The sequence below is a fragment of the Rhodoferax lithotrophicus genome, from assembly GCF_019973615.1.
GTDB lineage: Bacteria > Pseudomonadota > Gammaproteobacteria > Burkholderiales > Burkholderiaceae_C > Rhodoferax > Rhodoferax lithotrophicus.
Map to the genome: position 1 here is coordinate 3,381,655 of NZ_AP024238.1, position 13,412 is coordinate 3,395,066.

Genomic DNA, 13,412 nt, shown 5'->3' on the forward strand with positions numbered 1-13,412 from the left:
ATCAAGAACCAACATCCTCCCGCACCATCTCCGCCGCCTTCTCCGCCAGCATCACCGCTGCCGCGTGGGTGTTGCCGGACACCAGCGTGGGCATGACGGAGCAGTCGACCACGCGCAGGCCGGTAACCCCGTTGACGCGCAGGCGGGGGTCCACCACGGCCAGTGCGTCGGCTCCCATGCGGCAGGTGCCTACCGGGTGGAAGATGGTGGCCCCATGGTTGCGGCAGAACTCCAGCAGATCGGCATCGCTGTTCAGCTCGGGGCCGGGCTTGACCTCTCGCTTCACAAACGGGCGCATGGCTGGGTTGGAGGCAATGGCGCGGGCGCATCGGATGGCGGCCACGGCGGTGCGCTGGTCGAGTTCGGCATCCAGGTAGTTGGGCGTGATCTCGGGTGCTTCAAACGGGTCGGCACTGCGGATGCGAATGTGCCCACGTGAATGCGGCCGCAGTTGGCAGACCGACAGGGTAAAGCCAGAGTACGGGTGCACCTTGCCCCCCGCCATGTCGGCCGACAAGGTGGACACGTGGAACTGGATGTCGGGTCTGTCAGACTCATCGGGCAGCGCCCGCATGAAACAGCCGCCCTGGTTGATGCCCACGGCCAGCGGCCCACTGCGCTTGAACAGCCATTGCAACGCAATGCCTACCTTGCCCGACCACGAGTTGAGCTGGTCATTGGTGGTGATGGGCTGGCTGCACTCAAAGCCCAGGCGAATCTGCAAATGGTCTTGCAGGTTCTCACCCACACCGGGCGCGTCTTTAACCACCGCAATGCCATGGCGCTCCAGCAGCTCACGTGGGCCAATGCCTGAGAGTTGCAGCAACTGCGGCGACTGCACCGCGCCTGCGGCCAGCAGCACCTCGGCCTTGCAGCGGGCGGTTTTGCTGATGCCTTGCTGGCGGTAAGACACGCCGACGGCGCGCTGCTGGTCAAACACGATGCTGGTCGCCTGGGCCTGGGTTTCAAGCACCAAGTTGGCACGGCCACGCGCCGGTTTCAAAAAGGCGGTGGCGGTGCTGCAGCGCCAGCCGTTCTGCGTGGTGAGCTGGTAGTAGCCTGCCCCCAACTGCCGCGCACCGTTGAAGTCGTCATTACGTGGCACACCATGTTCTGCGGCGGCGTTGATGAAAGCCTCGATCAGCGGGTGCTTCGCTCCGATGTCAGACACGCGCAGTGGCCCGCTGCCACCATGGTGTTCGGATGCGCCGCGCTGGTTGCCCTCGGACTTGATGAAGTACGGCAGCACGTCGGCATAACTCCAGCCGGTGTTGCCCAGTTCGGCCCAGTGCTCATAGTCCTGGTGCTGGCCACGGATGTAGATCAGGCCGTTGATGGCGCTGGAGCCGCCCAGCGTTTTGCCGCGTGGCCAGTAGATACGCCGCCCATTCATGTTCGGGTCGGGCGCGGTCTCAAAACGCCAGTTGTAGGTGTTGCTCCACATGGTTTTGCCGTAACCAATGGGCAGATGCAGCCACAGCGAACGGTCTGGCGGCCCGGCCTCCAGCAGCAGCACACGTTTACTCGGGTCTTCGCTCAGGCGGCTGGCCAGCACACAACCGCTGGAGCCCGCGCCGACGATGATGTAGTCAAATTCAGGAATAATTGCTATATGTTTGGTAGCTACTTGCGCTTGATTCATATGCGCCACAGGCCCAAAAGGCTTGTAACTTCGTAATAACTCATCGGTGTTCGCGGCTGCCACCGCTCCTACAAATCGAGTGACTGTGGGCGCCAGGGGCTGATCACCTCACACGTAATCCCGGTACTTCTCCAGAAAGCGCACGGGCTTGGAGAGCGCGTCGCGCCTGAACGGGTCGCCCAGCTCCTGGGTCACCAGGATCTCAATCACCGTGGTTTTGCCCTGGTTCATTTGTGCGTCAATGGCTAGTTTGAGCGCTGGACCCACGTCTTCCAGCCGGTCCACCACCACGCCTTCGGCCCCCATGGCGATGGCGATATCGGCAAAGCTGGGGTTGTCAAGTTCACCAGCCACAAAACGTCGGTTGTAGAAGTCCACCTGGTTCTTTTTCTCGGCCCCCCACTGGCGGTTGTGGAACACCACCGCGGTGACCGGAATGTCGTGGCGCACAGCGGTCAAGATTTCAACCATGCTCATGCCCCAAGCACCGTCACCCGCGTAGGCGATGGCTGGGCGGTCTGGTGCGGCGCGTTTGGCTCCGATGATGGTCGGCAGCGCGTAGCCGCAGTTGCCAAAACTCATGGGGGCGAAGAAGCTGCGCGGCTCCTCAAAACGCAGGTAGCTGTTGGCCACCGAGTTGATGTTGCCAATGTCGGTGGACACCATGACACGTGGCGGCATGGCTTTTTCCAGCTCGCGCAGCACCTGGCGCGGGTGTAACCACTGGCCGCCGTTGAAGGTGGGCGCTTTGGCGGCTTCGGCAATCATGTCCAGGCTGAACGGGTCCCGCTCGTGCGTCCAGCCGTCCAGTTCTTGCTCCCAGGCGGCTTTTTCTGCTGCAATTGTGATAGCACGTTGCGCACGTGTACTGTCGGCTACAAGCGTTTTTTGCTCTAAACACCCAAGCAGCGCCTGCGCCGTGGCCTTGGCATCACCATGGATACCGACGGTGATTTTTTTGACCAGCCCCAGGTTGGTGTGGTCGGCTTCCACCTGGATGATCTTGGCCTCTTTAGGCCAGTAGTCCAGCCCATGTTGCGGCAAAGTGCCAAACGGCCCCATGCGTGAGCCCAGGGCCAGCACCACGTCGGCCTGGGCAATCAGCTTCATCGCTGCCTTGGAACCCTGATAGCCCAGCGGCCCGGCCCACAGCGGGTGGCTGGCCGGGAACGCATCGTTGCGCAAATAGCCGGTGGCCACCGGTGCGCCCAGGCGCTCGGCCAGGGCTTTCAAAGCCTCCACAGCGTCGCCCAGCACCACCCCACCACCGGCCAGGATGACGGGGAATTTGGCATTGGCCAGCAGTTCAGCGGCGGCGTTCAAACTGTGCTCGCCACCGGCACCGCGCTCCACGCGCTGGGGGAGTGGAATCTCGGCCTCGATCTCGCCATAGAAGTAGTCACGCGGAATGTTGAGCTGCGTGGGCCCCAGGTCGCTCAAGGCGCGGTCAAAACAGCGTCCGGTGTATTCGGCGATCCGCTTGGGGTTGTTCACATGGCCCTGGTACTTGGTGAACTCCTGAAACATCGGCAACTGGTTGGCCTCTTGGAAACCACCCAGCCCCATGCCCATGGTGCCGGTCTCAGGCGTGACGATCACCACTGGGCTGTGCGCCCAGTAGGCGGCGGCAATGGCGGTGACGCAGTTGCTGATGCCGGGGCCGTTCTGCCCGATCACCACGCCGTGGCGGCCACTGACGCGTGCATAACCATCGGCCATGTGGGCCGCGCCCTGCTCATGCACCACCGACACCAGGTTGATGCCCGCCGGTTTAAAGATGTCCATGGCATCCATGAAGGCCGAGCCCATGATGCCAAAGATGTCGGTCACGTCATTGGCCACCAGGGTCTCGACAAAGGCCTCCGATGGGGTCATTTTTTGCCGCCCGGTGGCGACGCTACGAACCGGGTGGGAGGGGGTGTGGGATGCGCTCATGAGGAGGTCTCCGGGTGGTCAACGATGAAGCATTGATTCTCCAGAGTTTTGAATTTTGCTTATGTGATTTGCAACTATCGTTCCTCGGAATTCGTCGTTCCCATTAGAGCTTGGCGTGCCTAGCATGGATCCTTTTTACCCCATCAGGAAACTTTAATGACAACCAAACGCACCCTGTTTCGCTGGCTTGCAGCCGCCGGTTTGATGGCTGCAGCCACCAGTTTTGCCCAGACCAAAGAAGTCACCTTTGCCTACCAGGACATGCTGGTGCCACTGCGCACCATCATCGAGTCGGGTGAGCTGGAAAAAACCACCGGCTACAAGATCAACTGGCGCCAGTTCGGCGGCGGCGGTGACGTGGTGCGCGCCATGGCCTCGGGCGATGTGCAGATTGGTGAGGCGGGTTCCAGCCCGATTGCCGCAGCGGCCAGCCAGGGGCAAGACATCAAGCTGTTCTGGATTCTGGACGACATTGCCGACGCTGAAGCGCTGGTGGTGCGTAATGGCGCTGGCATCAGCGGCTGGAAAGACCTCAAGGGCAAGAAAGTGGCGACCCCGTTTGTCTCTACCTCACACTACCAGTTGCTGGTGGGCCTGAAGCTTGAAGGCGTGGATGCCAAAGAGGTCAACGTGGTGAACCTGCGTCCACCAGAAATTGCCGCCGCCTGGGAACGTGGTGACATTGATGCGGCCTTCATCTGGGACCCGGTGCTGTCCAAAATCAAGAGCAACGGCAAAGCCATTGCCACCTCCGGCAGCATTGGCAAAAAAGGTTACCCCACGTTTGACGGTTTGGTGATCAACGCCAAATGGGCTGCGGCCAACGAAGGCTTTGTGACCGCACTGGTCAAGGCCCTGGCCAAGGCAGATGACAACTACCGCAAGAACGCCGCCAAATGGACGGCAGACTCTGCCCCCATCAAGGCCATTGCCAAGTGGAGCAAGGCCGACCCCAAAGACGTGCCCGCCGCCATTGCGCTGTACGGTTTCCCTACCTTGCAGGAACAAAACTCGGCCCAGTGGCTGGGCGGTGGTGCCGCACAGGCGCTGGCCAAAACCGCCGTCTTCCTGAAGGAGCAGGGCCGCATACAGGAAGTCAAGCCTGATTACTCTGCTTTTGTGACCACGCAGTACGTGCGCCAGGCGCTGGGCAAGTAAGGTCAATATGTCGGGGCTGGACATTCGCCACCTGACGGTTCGCTACGCCATCAAAGGGGGTCAACGCTGCGCACTGTCCGATGTCAATTTGCACATGCAGGGCGACGACTTTGTGGTGGCGCTGGGTGCGTCGGGCTGCGGCAAGACCACCTTGCTCAACTGCATTGCGGGCTTTTTGCCCGCCTCTGACGGTGCGGTGTTGCTGGACGGTGTGCCGGTGCATGCCCCAGGGCCAGAGCGTGGCGTGGTGTTTCAAAAACACGCACTGATGCCCTGGCTGAATGTGCGCGACAACGTGGCCCTGCCGTTGCTCCTGCGGGGTGTGCCCACGGCCCAACGCCACCAACTGGCACAAGACAAGCTGGCCCTGCTGGGCTTGGAGGGTGTGGGTGACCGCGCGATCTGGGAGCTGTCTGGCGGCATGCAGCAGCGCGTGGGTATTGCGCGGGCGCTGGCCAGCGATCCAGCGGTGCTGTTGATGGACGAGCCGCTGGGTGCACTGGACGCCTTCACCCGTGAGCAGGTGCAAGAAACCCTGCTGCACACCTGGGCACGAACCCGCAAGATGGTGTTTTTCATCACCCACTCGGTGGAAGAGGCTCTGTTCTTGGCAACCCGGTTGGTGGTGATGAGCCCCAGCCCAGGCCGCATTGTGCGGGTGTTTGAAGACTTGCCGTTTTCAAAATTATTCCTTGCCGAAGGCGATGCGCGCAAGGTCAAATCACTGCCGCAATTCATTGCGCTGCGCGAAGAAGTGCTCAGCCTGATTCACCAACGTGAGGCCCTCTATGCCTGAAAGTCTGGCCCTGGAAGCCCCCAGTGTGACCGAAACGCCCACCCCGTCCCACACTCCGTCTCACGGCAAAACCAGTGCCTTTCATGAGCTGGGTGAAGGCTCCAGCGTTACCATCAGCGTGGTCACCATCTTGGTGCTGTTTGCGCTGTGGTGGATCGTCACCGAGGCTGGCTGGGTCAAGCCTTTGTTTTTGCCATCGCCGCAATCGGTGTGGCAACAGTTTGTGCTGTACGCCAGCGGTCAGGCCAATGACCAGCCGCTGTGGCAGCATTTGTCGGCCAGCTTGCTGCGGGTATTGAGCGCTTTTGTGCTGGCTTGCCTGACCGCCATTCCGCTGGGCATTGCCATGGGCTGCTCACGCGTGGTGCGTGGCGTTTTTGATCCACCGCTGGAGTTCTACCGCCCCTTGCCACCACTGGCCTATTTGCCTTTGATCATCATCTGGTTTGGCATCAACGAGCTACCCAAGGTGCTGCTGATTTACCTGAGCTGCTTTGCCCCGCTGGCACTGGCCGCACGCTCGGGCATGAAGACCGCCACGCAAGAGCAGATTCACGCCGCCGCCTCCATGGGGGCCAGCCGCTGGCAGGTGATTCGCCATGTGATCCTGCCGGCGGCCTTGCCTGAAATACTGGTAGGCATGCGCATCGCCATTGGTTTTGGCTGGACCACCTTGGTGGCCGCAGAGATGGTGGCCGCCTCACTGGGCCTGGGGCAACTGGTGCTGAATGCCTCCAACTTTTTGCGCACCGACATTGTGGTGATGGGCATCATCGTCATCGGCTTGCTGGCCTATGGCTTTGACTTGCTGATGCGCTGGACGGCGCAACGGCTGGTGCCTTGGAAGGGGCGGGGTTGACACTATGGCGGAACTGCTGCAAAGCCGTTTTAACCCTGAAGGTATGCAACAGAAAAGCCCGTCTGGGGTGGTCACCGCTCACTCAAACTTTTCCGAAATTGCTTATTCGATTTCATTCGTTCCGTTTCTTTTTGATGCTGCTTAAGCTTGGGTTTCGTTGTCATGCAGCCCTGAACACCGTGGGTGTCAGAGGTCACATGATGGCTTTTATTCATTCAATTTTTGGAGTTACTTTTTTATGCGCATTCCTACGCTGCTTTCCGCCCTGCTGGCCTCACTGATCACACTGACCAGCGTGTCCGCCCAGGCCGACCAACTGGCCGACATCAAGAAAAAAGGCGAGATCATTTTTGGCGTACTCGGCATTGACGAGCCCAACAGTTTTGTCGATCCCAAAACCCGTGAATTTGTGGGTTACGAGATTGACCTGGCCACCGCAGTCGCTAAAAACCTGGGGGTCAAGCCCGTCTTCAAACAGCTGGCGGTGGCTGCGCGTATTCCAGAACTTCAGCAAGGCCATGTGGATGTATTGGCCGCATCCCTTACCCACAACAAGGAACGCGAATCCCAAGTGGACTTTGCCCTGACGCATTTTGTGACCGGCTCTAAAGTGCTGGTCAAGAAAAGCAGTGGCATCCATAACGTGAGTGAACTGGCAGGCAAGAAGGCACTGACCGTCAAGGGCGGCACCCAAGGCCCGAACTTGCTGAAGGTGGTTCCCACGGCCGAGATCGTGACCTTTGAGTCCACCCAACAAGCCTTCCAGGCCTTGCAACAAGGCAAAGGCACGGCCTACATCAATGACGAAGTCAGCCTTCTGGCCGACTTTGCCAAGCTGGGTGACAAAAGCAAAGACTATGTGATCCTGCCGCAAAACCTGAATGTAGAACCCCTGGCTCTTGGTATCAAGAAGGGCGAGGCTGGCGTGAAAACCGCCGTGGATGACTCCTTGCGTGGCCTGGAAAAATCTGGCGAGGCCAACAAGATTTTCCTGAAGTGGTACGGCCCAGAGTCCAGGCTCAAGCTGTTCCCCAAGCGTGACTTCAAGATCGAATCCGACAAGATCGAAGGCTGATTTTTCCGCACAGCCCATTCGTCAGGCCAGCGTCTTCGCGCGGTCATGGCTGATGGGCTTTTGTCTTGCCGAATCCCGCTATGCATTCGTTTGAACTTTCCCTGCTCATCTCCGGCCACTACCACGACATCCTGGTGGCGGGTCTGCAACTGTCCTTGTTGTTGACGGCGGTGACGCTGCTGCTGGCTGTGCCTCTGGCTGTGCTGGTGGCGCTGATGCGTTTGTCTGGCCTACGGGTGCTCAGCGCCGCAGCCTGGTGCTTTGTGGAAGCCATCCGCAATGTGCCGCTGCTGGCCCACATGTTGTTCTGGTATTTTGGTGCACCCGAGCTGTTGCCCGAGCCGGTGCGTGATTGGCTTTACGCCCACAATTTTGAAGCCATTGCAGCGGTAACGGCGCTCACGTTCTACACCGCAGCCTACATGTCGGAAGACGTGCGCAGTGGCATCCGCGCCATTCCCCATGTCCAGTTTGAAGCCGGGCGTGCGCTGGGCGTTGGTTTTCTGTCCACCATGCGGTTGGTGGTATTGCCACAGGCACTGCGAGTAACGGTGCCGCCGCTGATCTCACAAACGCTCAACCTCTGGAAGAACACCAGCATTGCCACCGTGATCGGCACCGCCGAGCTGATGTACCAAGCCAGCAAGGTCGAGACCGAAACCTTTCGCAGTGTCGAAGCCTTTGTGTTTGCCACCGCCAGCTACCTCACGGTGTCACTGCTGATCACCGGGCTGGCTATTTTTTACCAACACCGTTACCCGGCGCGGGCAGTGTGATGAACACGTTACAGACACAGGACTGCGTGCATGACTTTTCTTGAAGCAATTGACAACTACTGGCTTTACTTTTTGGTAGGCCGTTACCCTGAGGGCCCCTTGGGTGGGCTGGCGTTGACCCTGTTGCTGGCCTCATCAGGCTTGCTGTTGGCCCTGCCTTTGGGTCTGGTTCTGGGCCTGGGGCGGGTGAGCCCGTTGGCCTGGCTGCGCTGGCCTGTGACCGCGCTGGTGTACGTGGTGCGTGGCACACCGCTGTTGATGGTGGTGTTCTGGGCTTATTTCTTTTTGCCCAGTGTCACCGGTGTTAAGACCGACCAGTTCGCCACCATGTTGATCGCCCTGGTGGTGTTTGATGCGGCCTACCTGGCCGAGATTGTGCGCTCGGGCATTCAAAGCTTGCCCAAGGGGCAGTTTGAGGCGGCCCGTTCACTGGGCTTGAGCTACATCCGAGCCATGCGTCTGGTGGTGTTGCCGCAGGCACTGCGGCACATGCTGCCTTCACTGGTGAACCAGTTTGTGTCCACCATCAAAGAGACTTCGCTGGGTTACATCATTGGCCTGGCCGAGGTGTCGTTTGTTGCCACGCAAATCAACATCCAGGTCTTTACCCTGCCCACCCAGATTTACCTCACGCTGGGCCTGACCTACTTTCTTCTCTGTTTTGGTTTGTCGCGCCTGGCCTACGCGCTGGAGCGCCACCTGTCACGGCGCGACCCCTTTCCTTTTGTGACCGAGGTTCCCGCATGATCAAGTTTGAAAACGTCAACAAATGGTTTGGCAACTACCAGGCGCTGGTAGATGTGAACGAGTCTGTCGACAAGGGGGATGTGGTAGTGGTGTGCGGGCCGTCGGGCTCGGGCAAGTCCACCATGATTCGCACCCTCAACCGGCTGGAGCCGATTCACAGTGGGCGCATTGCCATTGATGGACAAGACATCCACGCACACGGCCTGGATGTGAACACCTTTCGCTCACGCATTGGTTTTGTCTTTCAGCAGTTCAACCTGTTCCCGCATTTGACCGCGTTGGACAACTGCACGCTGGCCCCGATCCACCTGCGGGGTCTGTCCAAAGCCCATGCACGTGAACAGGCCTTGTCCCTGCTGGATCGGGTTGGCCTGGCGCACAAAGCCAACGCCCACCCCACCGAACTCTCAGGCGGCCAGCAGCAACGGGTGGCCATTGCGCGGGCGCTGGCCATGGAGCCACCGCTGATGCTGTTTGACGAACCCACCAGCGCACTTGACCCAGAAATGGTGGGCGAGGTGCTGACGGTGATGAAGGCACTGGCACGCGACGGCATGACCATGGTGGTGGTCACCCACGAGATGGGCTTTGCCCGTGACGTGGCCGACCGGGTGCTGTTCATGGATGCGGGCAAGGTGCTGGAACGTGGTGAGCCGCATGAGTTTTTCAACGCACCGCAGCATCCTCGCGCACAACAATTTTTATCAGATATCCGTTCGCCGTTTGCAACGGTGTGATTTTTTCAAGGAGAACGCCAACATGCCCACAACCACTTTGCCCACCACTGCCAATGTGGCAGCCAATACCCCAATCCCAGGCTTACCCATTCTGGATTTGCGAGACTTCACTTCAGGAACACCTGCACAACGCGCGGCCTTTGTTGACCAATTACGCGACACCGCTTTCACCTTGGGTTTTCTCTACCTGAAAGGTTACGGCGCCAGTCAAACCCAAATTGACGCGGTGTTGCAGGCCTCGCGTGATTTTTTTGCCTTGCCCCCCGAACAAAAGCAGGCTATTCACATGGCCAACTCGCCGCACTTTCGTGGCTACACCGCCGCTGGCGACGAATTCACCCGCGGTGAGCGCGACTGGCGTGAACAACTCGACGTGGGTGCCGAGCGTGAACCGATCCAACAAAACCCAACCAGTCCGGCCTGGACCCGGCTTCAAGGCCCCAACCAATGGCCAGATGCCCTGCCCCACATCACACCGGCCTTGCTGGACTGGCAAAACACCTTGACCCAGGCCGGTCAGCACCTGTTGCGCGCCCTGGCTCTGGCATTGGGTCAGCCAGAGAACACTTTTGAGAGCGCTTTTTCTGGCACTCCGGTGCAACACTTGAAGGTGATCCACTACCCTGGCCGCGCTGAAGGTGAGTCGCGCCAAGGCTGTGGTCCGCACAAAGACTCGGGGTGCCTGACTTTGTTGCTGCAAGACACACAAGCCGGTTTACAGGTGCTGGAACGCGACGGCAGTGATACGCCAGAGGGCTCGGGCCGCTGGATTGATGGGCCACCCATTCCCGGCACCTTGGTCATCAACATTGGTGAGGTGCTGGAGATTCTGTCGAATGGTTTTTTGCGAGCCAACATCCACCAGGTGATCAGCCCACCACAAAACGTGGATCGGCTGTCCGTCGCCTTTTTCCTGAGCCCCCGGCTGGATGCCGAGTTACCCGAGCTGGTGCTACCACCCGAGTTGGCCGCCAAAGCACGTGGCGTGGATCGTGACCCCAACAACCCGCTGATCGCTCACACCGGGCGCAACCTGCTCAAAGGCCGACTGCGTTCGCACCCGGAGGTGGCTCAACGCTTTTATGCCGATGTGCTGGAGGCACATGGCATCAAAGCAGGAGCACGTGGCCAGGCGTATGCCTGAGCATCAACGGATTTCTCGCACCTTGATGTCCACCAGACCGGTCTATCTTGATGACAACCCCGATGCAAACATTGCAATGAGTCTTACGGATAGTTCTCCCAATTGGCGAACCCATTTAAAACGCTTGCCCTGCCTGGAGGTCGGTCAATTTGTCGCTTTATTCGGTGTGCTGGCCTATTTGGCCATTCATGGTGCGCAAGGTATGGGGTATCAATGGCGCTGGAACAAGGTCCCGCGCTATTTGGTTCGGGTCATTGATGGCGAGCTGGTCTGGGGGCCATTGCTGAGAGGTCTGTGGGTGACACTGGAGGTCGCAAGTATGGCTGGCGTACTGGCACTGGCCGTGGGGTTATTGGTGGCCTTGATGCGTTATTCGCGCTCTGTCATGGGTCCTGCATTGGCATGGTTATATGTGGAGCTGATTCGAAATACGCCCATTCTGGTGCAGATACTGATTTTCTATTTCATCATCGCAGCCGTGTTTGGCATTCCACGCCTTTGGGCCGGAGTGTTGTGCCTAGCCTGCTATGAAGGCGCATTTGTCGCAGAAATCATCCGTGGAGCAGTGGGAGCCGTGCGCAAAGGGCAATGGGAGGCCGCACAAAGCCTGGGACTGCCCGGCATTCGCATCTGGACTGACATCGTGATTCCACAGGCTATCCCCTTGATGCTGCCGCCCCTGGGCGGGACATTGGTCAATCTGGTGAAGCATTCGGCCATCGTCAGTGTGATTGCCGTCTATGACCTGACCACCCAGGCTCGCACCGTGGTCTCGGACACCTTTCTTGCATTTGAAATATGGCTGACCACCGCTGCGCTGTACTTGGCCATCACCATCCCACTTTCACTGATCGTGACAGCGCTGGAACGTCGCTACCGTGCCCGACACTGATCACCGCCTCAGTAAGCCAAAATCTGACCCAGAAATTCGCGGGTTCTTTGGGTTTTCGGATTGGTAAAAAACTCTTCCGGTGGCGACTTTTCCACGATGCTGCCATCATCCATGAACACAATCGAATCGGCAACTTTTTTGGCGAAACCAAGTTCATGGGTGACACAGATCATGGTCATACCACTTTGAGCCAATTCGATGATCACATCAAGCACCTCCTTGATCATTTCCGGGTCCAATGCCGATGTGGGCTCATCAAACAACATCACCTTGGGCTCCAGGCACAGAGAGCGGGCAATGGCCACCCTCTGCTGCTGACCACCGGAAAGCTGCGACGGATACTTGTGCGCCTGCTCTGGAATGTGCACCCGCTTCAGGTAGGACATGGCTTTTTCTTCAGCCAGCGCACGTTTGACACCCCGCACACGAATCTGCGGTAATGCACAATTTTCCAATATGGTCAGATGCGGGAACAAGTTGAAACTCTGGAAAACCATGCCCACTTCACGCCGGATGGCGGCAATGTTGCGGGTATTTTCGCTGAGTTCCACACCATCGACAGTTACGCTCCCGGAATCATGTTTTTCCAGCCGGTTGATGCAGCGAATCAGGGTTGATTTGCCCGAACCCGATGGGCCGCAAACCACCACGCGCTCACCCGTCCTGACCTGCAAATCAACTTCCTTCAAAACCTGGTGAGCTCCAAACCACTTGCTCACACCCGACAGCTGGACAATGGCGGGGGTCTGTGATGACCGGTCACTCATGCTTTTTGACCCCGTTTGCCGTGCCGCTCCAAAAAGGCAAACAGCTGCGACAAGCAAAAGCACAGAACAAAATAAATAACAGCAGTGAGCACAAAAACCTCGAACACTTTCTGGGTACTGACCTGAACGTCTTGTGCCATAAAAGCCAATTCCTGAATGGACACCAGTGACACCAAGGATGAGTCCTTGATGAGCTGGATGAACTGGCCCGCGAGCGGCGGCAGCACGTTGTGTAATGCCTGTGGAATAACAACATAGCGCAGGTTGTCCCAGCGAGAAAAGCCCAGACTCTCACCGGCCTCGATCTGCGACTTTGGTATCGACTGCAGCCCGGCTCGAAAAATTTCGGTGACGTAGGCCCCTGAAAAAACCGACAGGCAAAATAGTCCAAGGAAAAAATTATCAAAAGCCTGGGCTGGTGCAAACAGCACCGAAATTACCGTTTGTACCTGTGTTGGCAATGTCGCGATACTGTCACCAAAATGCAGGAATGGCATCACTTGACTGGCAATGAAATAGACAAAAACAAATACAAAAACCACGGGGGGAATGTTGCGTATCAATAAAACATAGGCAGTGGCAATCATACGCAAGAACAAGTTGTTGCTGGTGCGCGCCAGCGCCATGCAAAGCCCCACTCCGCTGGCGACCAGAATCCCCCACAAGGCCAGGCGCAAAGTGGTCAGCAAGCCTTCCACAATCAAGTTAGGAACCCAGCTTGCGCTTTCAACATCAAAGCGCAACACATAGGGCCAAACCTGGCTCCAGTCCCAGTGGTATTGCAGTACCGCTTGGGTACGCCAAGCCACATAGGTCAGAACACCAATGAGCAAAACCAGCAGTGACGTATCGATCCAACCCCAGATCCAGCGACGGTCCATCCG

Annotated in this window: 14 protein-coding genes; 10 read left to right on the forward strand and 4 right to left on the reverse strand. The window is 58.5% G+C overall.

The genetic code is table 11. The annotated features are described in order from the left end of the window. Position 1: 1 nt before the first annotated feature. Together LDN84_RS15575 and xsc are read right to left on the reverse strand one after the other, a co-directional pair. Positions 2 to 1,642 (reverse strand): GMC family oxidoreductase, encoded by a 1,641-nt coding sequence (locus tag LDN84_RS15575; protein WP_223904356.1) that lies wholly within the window; start codon positions 1,640 to 1,642, stop codon positions 2 to 4. A 108-nt stretch (positions 1,643 to 1,750) separates the two neighbouring features. After that, a complete protein-coding gene (gene xsc, locus LDN84_RS15580; protein WP_223904357.1) occupies positions 1,751 to 3,577 on the reverse strand; it encodes a sulfoacetaldehyde acetyltransferase in 1,827 nt (608 codons plus the stop codon). A 156-nt stretch (positions 3,578 to 3,733) separates the two neighbouring features. Here xsc and tauA point away from each other — a divergent pair, with 156 nt between their 5' ends. From tauA to LDN84_RS15630, 10 genes are all read left to right on the forward strand, one after another. Beyond that, positions 3,734 to 4,735: a taurine ABC transporter substrate-binding protein gene (gene tauA, locus LDN84_RS15585; protein WP_223904358.1), complete on the forward strand. Its 1,002-nt coding sequence runs from the start codon at positions 3,734 to 3,736 to the stop codon at positions 4,733 to 4,735. A gap of 7 nt (positions 4,736 to 4,742) precedes the next feature. Continuing rightward, entirely contained in the window at positions 4,743 to 5,531 is a 789-nt protein-coding gene (locus tag LDN84_RS15590; protein WP_223904359.1) for a taurine ABC transporter ATP-binding protein, read from the forward strand. After that, complete coding sequence (locus LDN84_RS15595) at positions 5,524 to 6,390, forward strand: ABC transporter permease subunit (RefSeq protein ID WP_223904360.1); 867 nt, start codon at positions 5,524 to 5,526, stop codon at positions 6,388 to 6,390. The genes LDN84_RS15590 and LDN84_RS15595 overlap by 8 nt, the downstream gene beginning before the upstream one ends. Positions 6,391 to 6,394: 4 nt before the next feature. Beyond that, entirely contained in the window at positions 6,395 to 6,535 is a 141-nt protein-coding gene (locus tag LDN84_RS15600; RefSeq protein WP_223904361.1) for a hypothetical protein, read from the forward strand. Between the two features lie 93 nt (positions 6,536 to 6,628). Next, positions 6,629 to 7,465 carry a transporter substrate-binding domain-containing protein gene (locus LDN84_RS15605; protein WP_223904362.1) on the forward strand — a complete coding sequence of 279 codons (837 nt, stop codon included), beginning with the start codon at positions 6,629 to 6,631 and terminating at the stop codon, positions 7,463 to 7,465. A gap of 80 nt (positions 7,466 to 7,545) precedes the next feature. Continuing rightward, positions 7,546 to 8,241, forward strand: coding sequence for an amino acid ABC transporter permease (locus LDN84_RS15610; RefSeq protein WP_223904363.1), 696 nt, complete (start codon positions 7,546 to 7,548; stop codon positions 8,239 to 8,241). 30 nt (positions 8,242 to 8,271) lie between these two features. Beyond that, positions 8,272 to 8,988, forward strand: a complete 717-nt coding sequence (locus LDN84_RS15615; protein ID WP_223904364.1) for an amino acid ABC transporter permease — start codon at positions 8,272 to 8,274, stop codon at positions 8,986 to 8,988. After that, a complete protein-coding gene (locus LDN84_RS15620; RefSeq protein WP_223904365.1) occupies positions 8,985 to 9,725 on the forward strand; it encodes an amino acid ABC transporter ATP-binding protein in 741 nt (246 codons plus the stop codon). Before LDN84_RS15615 ends, LDN84_RS15620 begins: the two co-directional genes overlap by 4 nt. 22 nt (positions 9,726 to 9,747) lie before the next feature. Beyond that, positions 9,748 to 10,869, forward strand: a complete 1,122-nt coding sequence (locus tag LDN84_RS15625; RefSeq protein ID WP_223904366.1) for an isopenicillin N synthase family dioxygenase — start codon at positions 9,748 to 9,750, stop codon at positions 10,867 to 10,869. After that, entirely contained in the window at positions 10,862 to 11,761 is a 900-nt protein-coding gene (locus tag LDN84_RS15630) for an amino acid ABC transporter permease (RefSeq protein ID WP_223904367.1), read from the forward strand. Before LDN84_RS15625 ends, LDN84_RS15630 begins: the two co-directional genes overlap by 8 nt. An 8-nt stretch (positions 11,762 to 11,769) precedes the next feature. Here the strand turns inward: LDN84_RS15630 and LDN84_RS15635 are convergent, their stop codons facing one another. Together LDN84_RS15635 and LDN84_RS15640 are read right to left on the reverse strand one after the other, a co-directional pair. Further along, a complete protein-coding gene (locus LDN84_RS15635; RefSeq protein ID WP_276572401.1) occupies positions 11,770 to 12,528 on the reverse strand; it encodes an amino acid ABC transporter ATP-binding protein in 759 nt (252 codons plus the stop codon). Next, entirely contained in the window at positions 12,525 to 13,409 is an 885-nt protein-coding gene (locus LDN84_RS15640; RefSeq protein ID WP_223904368.1) for an amino acid ABC transporter permease, read from the reverse strand. The genes LDN84_RS15635 and LDN84_RS15640 overlap by 4 nt, the downstream gene beginning before the upstream one ends. Positions 13,410 to 13,412: the final 3 nt, after the last annotated feature.

What these genes read in the sequence shown, in the direction of transcription:
- LDN84_RS15575 (WP_223904356.1), bottom strand. Translation starts at nt 1,642, where the DNA reads ATGAATCAAGCGCAAGTAGCTACCAAACATATAGCAATTATTCCTGAA.
- LDN84_RS15630 (WP_223904367.1), top strand. Translation starts at nt 10,862, where the DNA reads ATGCCTGAGCATCAACGGATTTCTCGCACCTTGATGTCCACCAGACCG.
- LDN84_RS15600 (WP_223904361.1), top strand. Translation starts at nt 6,395, where the DNA reads ATGGCGGAACTGCTGCAAAGCCGTTTTAACCCTGAAGGTATGCAACAG.
- LDN84_RS15625 (WP_223904366.1), top strand. Translation starts at nt 9,748, where the DNA reads ATGCCCACAACCACTTTGCCCACCACTGCCAATGTGGCAGCCAATACC.
- LDN84_RS15605 (WP_223904362.1), top strand. Translation starts at nt 6,629, where the DNA reads ATGCGCATTCCTACGCTGCTTTCCGCCCTGCTGGCCTCACTGATCACA.
- LDN84_RS15640 (WP_223904368.1), bottom strand. Translation starts at nt 13,409, where the DNA reads ATGGACCGTCGCTGGATCTGGGGTTGGATCGATACGTCACTGCTGGTT.
- LDN84_RS15595 (WP_223904360.1), top strand. Translation starts at nt 5,524, where the DNA reads ATGCCTGAAAGTCTGGCCCTGGAAGCCCCCAGTGTGACCGAAACGCCC.
- LDN84_RS15590 (WP_223904359.1), top strand. Translation starts at nt 4,743, where the DNA reads ATGTCGGGGCTGGACATTCGCCACCTGACGGTTCGCTACGCCATCAAA.
- xsc (WP_223904357.1), bottom strand. Translation starts at nt 3,577, where the DNA reads ATGAGCGCATCCCACACCCCCTCCCACCCGGTTCGTAGCGTCGCCACC.
- tauA (WP_223904358.1), top strand. Translation starts at nt 3,734, where the DNA reads ATGACAACCAAACGCACCCTGTTTCGCTGGCTTGCAGCCGCCGGTTTG.
- LDN84_RS15615 (WP_223904364.1), top strand. Translation starts at nt 8,272, where the DNA reads ATGACTTTTCTTGAAGCAATTGACAACTACTGGCTTTACTTTTTGGTA.
- LDN84_RS15635 (WP_276572401.1), bottom strand. Translation starts at nt 12,528, where the DNA reads ATGAGTGACCGGTCATCACAGACCCCCGCCATTGTCCAGCTGTCGGGT.
- LDN84_RS15620 (WP_223904365.1), top strand. Translation starts at nt 8,985, where the DNA reads ATGATCAAGTTTGAAAACGTCAACAAATGGTTTGGCAACTACCAGGCG.
- LDN84_RS15610 (WP_223904363.1), top strand. Translation starts at nt 7,546, where the DNA reads ATGCATTCGTTTGAACTTTCCCTGCTCATCTCCGGCCACTACCACGAC.